General features: G+C 74.4%; 4 protein-coding genes. 3 read left to right on the top strand and 1 reads right to left on the bottom strand.

Annotation, left to right across the window (positions count from 1 at the left end; all coding sequences use genetic code 11):
* Positions 1-32: 32 nt before the first annotated feature.
* Positions 33-1,322 (bottom strand): threonine aldolase family protein, encoded by a 1,290-nt coding sequence (locus tag WH07_RS34785; RefSeq protein WP_079023809.1) that lies wholly within the window; start codon positions 1,320-1,322, stop codon positions 33-35.
* 104 nt (positions 1,323-1,426) lie between these two features.
* Between WH07_RS34785 and WH07_RS34780 the strand changes: the two genes are divergently transcribed.
* The 3 genes from WH07_RS34780 to WH07_RS34770 form a co-directional block, all read left to right on the top strand.
* Positions 1,427-2,434: a Rossmann-like and DUF2520 domain-containing protein gene (locus WH07_RS34780; RefSeq protein ID WP_408645986.1), complete on the top strand. Its 1,008-nt coding sequence runs from the start codon at positions 1,427-1,429 to the stop codon at positions 2,432-2,434.
* Positions 2,431-3,456, top strand: coding sequence for a pantoate--beta-alanine ligase (panC, locus tag WH07_RS34775; protein WP_079023808.1), 1,026 nt, complete (start codon positions 2,431-2,433; stop codon positions 3,454-3,456). The genes WH07_RS34780 and panC overlap by 4 nt, the downstream gene beginning before the upstream one ends.
* Positions 3,453-5,384: L-aspartate oxidase (locus WH07_RS34770; RefSeq protein WP_046509034.1), on the top strand; the 1,932-nt coding region annotated here is incomplete at its 3' end. The genes panC and WH07_RS34770, both read left to right, overlap by 4 nt.

Genomic DNA, 5,384 nt, shown 5'->3' with positions numbered 1-5,384 from the left:
TCGCGGGCCCGCGAAGATCGGCCGGACAGGGCCTAGGTCCTGCTGGACGCCTCCTCCTCCCTCACCCGCGTCATGAACTCCGCCGCCGCCTTTCGTACATCCTCCGCCGTCCACTCCAGTCCCGGTTCCGTCACCGTGATTTCCGTGAATGAGACGCCCGGCGGGCCGGATCGTGGCGCCGCCCAGACGCGGAAGAGCGACGTCTTCGTCTCCTCCGCCTGCCGGACCGACGCCTCGTTCAGGACCTCCGGGGTGTACGGAAGCCAGACCTGGAACTGGTGCGTGTGCGGGGGCCGCGGGTGTACGCGGGACCACGGCGCCGCCGACTCCGCGAGCCCCTCCGCCAGCGCCGTCGCGACGACGCGCGCGTGTGCGACGTACGACGGCAGCCGCGGCAGCTCGCGCTCGAGACCCAGCAGCGCCGACAGCGCCGCCGGGAACTGCTGGAAGAGCTGCCCGCCGTAACGGTGGCGCCAGACCCGCGCCTCCTCGACCAGCTCCTCAGGACCCGCCAGCGCCGCGCCGGACAGCCCGTCCAGCGACTTGTAGAAGGACACGTACACGCTGTCCGCGAGCCCGGCGATCTCCGCCCGCGTGCGCCCGAAGTGCGGCTCGCACTCCCACAGGCGCGCGCCGTCGAAGTGCACCACCGCGTCCCGCTCGCGCGCCGCTTCCACCACCGCGACCAGCTCGTCCCAGGTCGGCAGGACGAAACCCGCGTCCCGCAGCGGCAGTTCCAGCATCAGCGTGCCGAAGGGGTCGGCCAGGCCCCGGACCTCCTCGGCGGTCGGCAGCCGCGGCTCGGTGGTCGGATGGACCGTACGCAGCCCGCTGACGGCCGACAGCGCGCCGCCCTCGTGGACCTCGGGGTGTGCGAGGGGATGCAGTGCCACCGTCGCGTTGCCCGTGCGCCCCGCCCAGCACCGGAGCGCCACCTGCTGCGCCATCGTGCCCGTGGGGAAGAAAGCGGCCGCCGGGAAGCCGAGCAGCGAGGCGACCCGCCGCTCCAGCTCGGCGACGATCCCGTTCCCGTACACGTCGGACCATTCGTCCAGGTCGTACACCGACTCAGCGTCCGCCGCGAGCGCGGCCAGCCGCTCGCCCAGCCGCTGGTTCGCCCCGGGGCGCGTCAGTATGCGCTCGGCCGCGGCCCACGCGGCCAGCCTGCGCCGCCGGGCCGCGTCCTCGGTCTGCCCGTCCTGCCCGTCTTTCCCGTCCTTTTCGTTCGCCGCTCCGTCCGCGCTACCGGACGTCTCGACGCTCTCCTCGCGGGCCCGACCGGACCGGCCGGCCTGCTTGTCCTCTTCGTTCGTCTTTCCCATGGCCCGATCATGTCCCACCCGTCGCCCGCCGTGCACAGCCTGTGGACAACCAAGTGCCGAGGCCCTGTGGACAACTGACTGGCGGGCCCGGACGCTGGCGTAGCATGGCGAGAAATCGTCCGGTACCCCTCGCGGACTGGAACGGAAGGCCCTGCCGCGTGAATCCCACTGCACAGGAATCCCTGGACCCCCGGGACCGCCCGGCCCGGCTCACCGTCGGTGTGGTGGGAGCGGGCCGCGTCGGCCCGGCGCTCGCCGCGTCCCTCCGCCTCGCCGGGCACCGTCCGGTCGCCGTCTCCGGCGTCTCCGACGCGTCGCGGCGGCGGGCGGCGGCGCTGCTCCCCGACGTTCCGCTGGTCACCCCCGCCGAGGTGCTCGCCCGAGCCGAGCTGGTCCTGCTGACCGTTCCGGACGACGCGCTGCCCGGTCTGGTGGAGGGGCTCGCCGAGACCGGTGCCGTACGGCCCGGGCAGCTCCTCGTACACACCTCGGGGCGGTACGGCGCCAGGGTCCTGGACCCCGCCCTGCGCGCCGGTGCCCTGCCGCTCGCCCTGCACCCCGTCATGACCTTCACCGGTTCCTCGGTGGACGTCCAGCGGCTGGCCGGCTGCTCCTTCGGCGTCACCGCCCCCGAGGAGCTGCGCCTGGCCGCCGAGGCCCTGGTCATCGAGATGGGCGGCGAGCCCGAGTGGGTCGCCGAGGAGTCCCGCCCGCTCTACCACGCGGCGCTCGCGCTGGGGGCGAACCACCTGGTCACGCTGGTGGCGCAGTCGATGGAGCTGCTCCGTACGGCCGGGGTGTCCGCCCCCGACCGGATGCTGGGCCCCCTCCTGGGCGCCGCCCTGGACAACGCCCTGCGTTCCGGCGACGCCGCCCTGACCGGACCGGTCGCGCGCGGCGACGCGGGCACGGTCGCCGCGCATGTCGCCGAGCTGCGCACCCACGCCCCGGGCGCCGTCGCCGGATATCTGGCGATGGCCCGTACGACCGCGGACCGCGCGCTGGCGCACGGACTGCTCAAGGCCGAGCTGGCGGAGGACCTCCTGGACGTCCTCGCCGACGGGGACACCCTCGGGGACCCCCGGGGCGGCGGCAGCGGGGGCGCCCGATGAGCCTCGTCCTCGCCTCCACCGTCGCCGAGCTGGACCGTGTGCTGGACGGGCACGCGGGCGGCGGCCCCACCGCCGTAGTGATGACCATGGGCGCGCTGCACGAAGGCCATGCCAGTCTCGTACGGGCCGCCCGCGCGCATGCCGGCCGCACCGGCCTGGTCGTGGTCACCGTCTTCGTCAATCCGCTCCAGTTCGGCGCGGGCGAGGATCTCGACCGGTATCCGCGCACCCTCGAAGCCGATCTGAAGACCGCGGAGGCGGCCGGCGCCGACGCCGTGTTCGCCCCGGCCGCCGACGAGGTCTATCCCGGCGGCGCCCCCCAGGTCACCATCTCCGCGGGCCCCATGGGCGAGCGCCTCGAAGGCGCCTCGCGCCCCGGCCACTTCGACGGCATGCTCACCGTCGTCGCCAAACTCCTCCATCTCACCCGGCCCGATGCCGCCTTCTTCGGCCGCAAGGACGCCCAGCAGCTCGCCCTGATCCGCAGAATGGCCGACGATCTGAACTTCCGGGCCGAGATCATCGGCGTACCGACCGTCCGGGAAGAGGACGGTCTCGCGCTCTCCAGCCGCAACCGCTATCTCTCCCGGACCGAGCGCCGTACCGCCCTTGCCCTCTCCGGGGCCCTCTTCGCCGCCCGCGACCGCCTCGCGGCGCTGCACGCCCTGCGCGCCCGCGCCGAGTCCGCCCCCGCGCCGGGTGCCCGCGCCGCCGCGCTCTCCGCGCTCGGCGAGGCCCGTCTCGCGGCCGACGCCCACGCGGTGGCCGTCGCGGGGACCCCGGCCGCGCGGGCCCGTCCCTGCGGGCCCGATGCCGTACGAGCAGCGGCCCGCACCGTGCTGGACGAGGCGTCCCGCTCCATGCCGCCCCTCGTCCTCGACTATCTGGCCCTCGTCGACCCCGCCGATTTCACGGAGGTCCCCGACGACCACACCGGCGAGGCGATCCTCGCCGTCGCCGCCCGCGTCGGCGGCACACGGCTGATAGACAACATCCCTCTGACCTTCGGAGCGTCCCAGTGACCGGAACCGGAATACGGCTGACCGCCCCCGCACCCGGCTGGGCCATCGACGCCGATGTCGTCGTGGTCGGCTCCGGCGTCGCAGGTCTCACCGCGGCGCTGCGCTGCACCGCCGCCGGGCTCCGTACGGTCGTGGTCACCAAGGCCCGGCTCGACGACGGCTCCACCCGCTGGGCCCAGGGCGGCATAGCGGCGGCGCTCGGCGAGGGCGACACCCCGGCGCAGCATCTCGACGACACTCTTGTCGCGGGCGCCGGTCTCTGCGACGAGGAGGCCGTCCGTACCCTCGTCACCGAGGGCCCCGCGGCCGTCCGGCGACTGATCGGCACCGGCGCCCACTTCGACACCCATGCCACCGGCGAGCTCCAGCTCGCCCGCGAGGGCGGCCACCACCGCCGCCGGATCGCCCACGCCGGGGGCGACGCGACCGGCGCCGAGATCTCCCGCGCGCTGGTCGAAGCGGTACGGGACGCGGCCCTCCGTACCATCGAGAACGCCCTGGTCCTCGACCTGCTGACGGACGATCAGGGCCGTACGTCCGGGGTCACCCTCCATGTCATGGGCGAGGGCCAGCACGACGGCGTCGGCGCGGTCCACGCCCCCGCGGTGGTCCTGGCCACCGGTGGCATGGGACAGGTCTTCGCCGCCACGACCAACCCCGCCGTCTCCACGGGCGACGGGGTGGCGCTGGCGCTGCGCGCGGGCGCGGAGGTCTCGGACGTGGAATTCGTCCAGTTCCACCCCACGGTGCTGTTCCTCGGCGCCGGCTCCGAGGGCCAGCAGCCCCTGGTCTCCGAGGCGGTACGGGGAGAGGGCGCCCATCTCGTCGACGGCGACGGCATACGGTTCATGCTCGACCAGCACGAGCTGGCCGAGCTGGCGCCCCGCGACATCGTCGCCAAGGCCATCACCCGCAGAATGCGCGAGCAGGGCGTCGACCACATGTATCTGGACGCCAGGCACTTCGGCGCGGAGATGTGGGAGAGCCGCTTCCCCACCATCCTGGCCGCCTGCCGTGCCCATGGGATCGACCCGGTCACGGAGCCGATACCGGTGGCGCCTGCCGCGCACTACGCGTCGGGCGGGGTCCGTACGGATCTGTACGGACGGACCACGGTGGCGGGGCTGTACGCGTGCGGCGAGGTCGCCTGTACGGGAGTGCACGGCGCGAACCGGCTGGCCTCCAACTCCCTGCTGGAAGGCCTGGTCTTCGCGGAACGGATCGCGGCTGACATCGCGGCGGGTGCCGGCTCCGCGTCCTGGCGGTCCGGCGCGGTGGTCCCGGCCGAGCCCGCCGCCACCAGCCTGGTGCCGCTGATCGCCCCCGAGGCGCGGGCCGGAATCCAGCGGATCATGTCCGAGGGCGCGGGCGTGCTCAGGTCGGCCGCGAGCCTGGCGGCCGCCGCCGAAGCCCTGGAGACCACGTTCCAGCGCGCGCTCAGGGAAGCCCCCGGGACCGCCGCGGCCGACTCCGGAAACGGCTCCGCGAACGGCTCCGGAAGCGGCTCCGCGAACGGTTCCGGAAGCGGATCGGAAAACCGCTCCGGAAACGGCGGAAATGCCCCCGCGCCGACCTCCGCGCGCCCCTTCGCCGATGCCCTCGCCGATGCCTCCGGAACCGGTGAGGGCGGCCCGGACGACGGCTCCGGCAAGCCCGCCGTGCCCGGTGTCGAGTCCTGGGAGACCTCGAACCTCCTCTGTGTCGCCCGCGTCCTGGTCGCCGCCGCCCGGGAGCGCGAGGAGACCCGGGGCTGCCACTGGCGCGAGGACCGGCCCGAGCGGAACGACTCCGACTGGCGCCGCCATCTCGTCGTACGCCTGCTGCCCGACCGGAGCCTGGCCCTTCACCGCACCGAGTCGGCCGCCTTCCCGCCGGTCGGCCCCGGACTGCCCCGCTCCGTACGCCCCGTAGCCCCCGCACCCCACATC

Origin of the sequence: Streptomyces odonnellii, from assembly GCF_000981895.1 — a bacterium.
GTDB lineage: Bacteria > Actinomycetota > Actinomycetes > Streptomycetales > Streptomycetaceae > Streptomyces > Streptomyces odonnellii.
This window is presented reverse-complemented; position numbering and strand designations above follow the sequence as displayed.

Bases quoted from the DNA above. Each gene is read 5' to 3' on its own strand.
- WH07_RS34780 (WP_408645986.1), top strand. From the start codon at position 1,427: ATGGCGAGAAATCGTCCGGTACCCCTCGCGGACTGGAACGGAAGGCCC.
- panC (WP_079023808.1), top strand. From the start codon at position 2,431: ATGAGCCTCGTCCTCGCCTCCACCGTCGCCGAGCTGGACCGTGTGCTG.
- WH07_RS34785 (WP_079023809.1), bottom strand. From the start codon at position 1,322: ATGGGAAAGACGAACGAAGAGGACAAGCAGGCCGGCCGGTCCGGTCGG.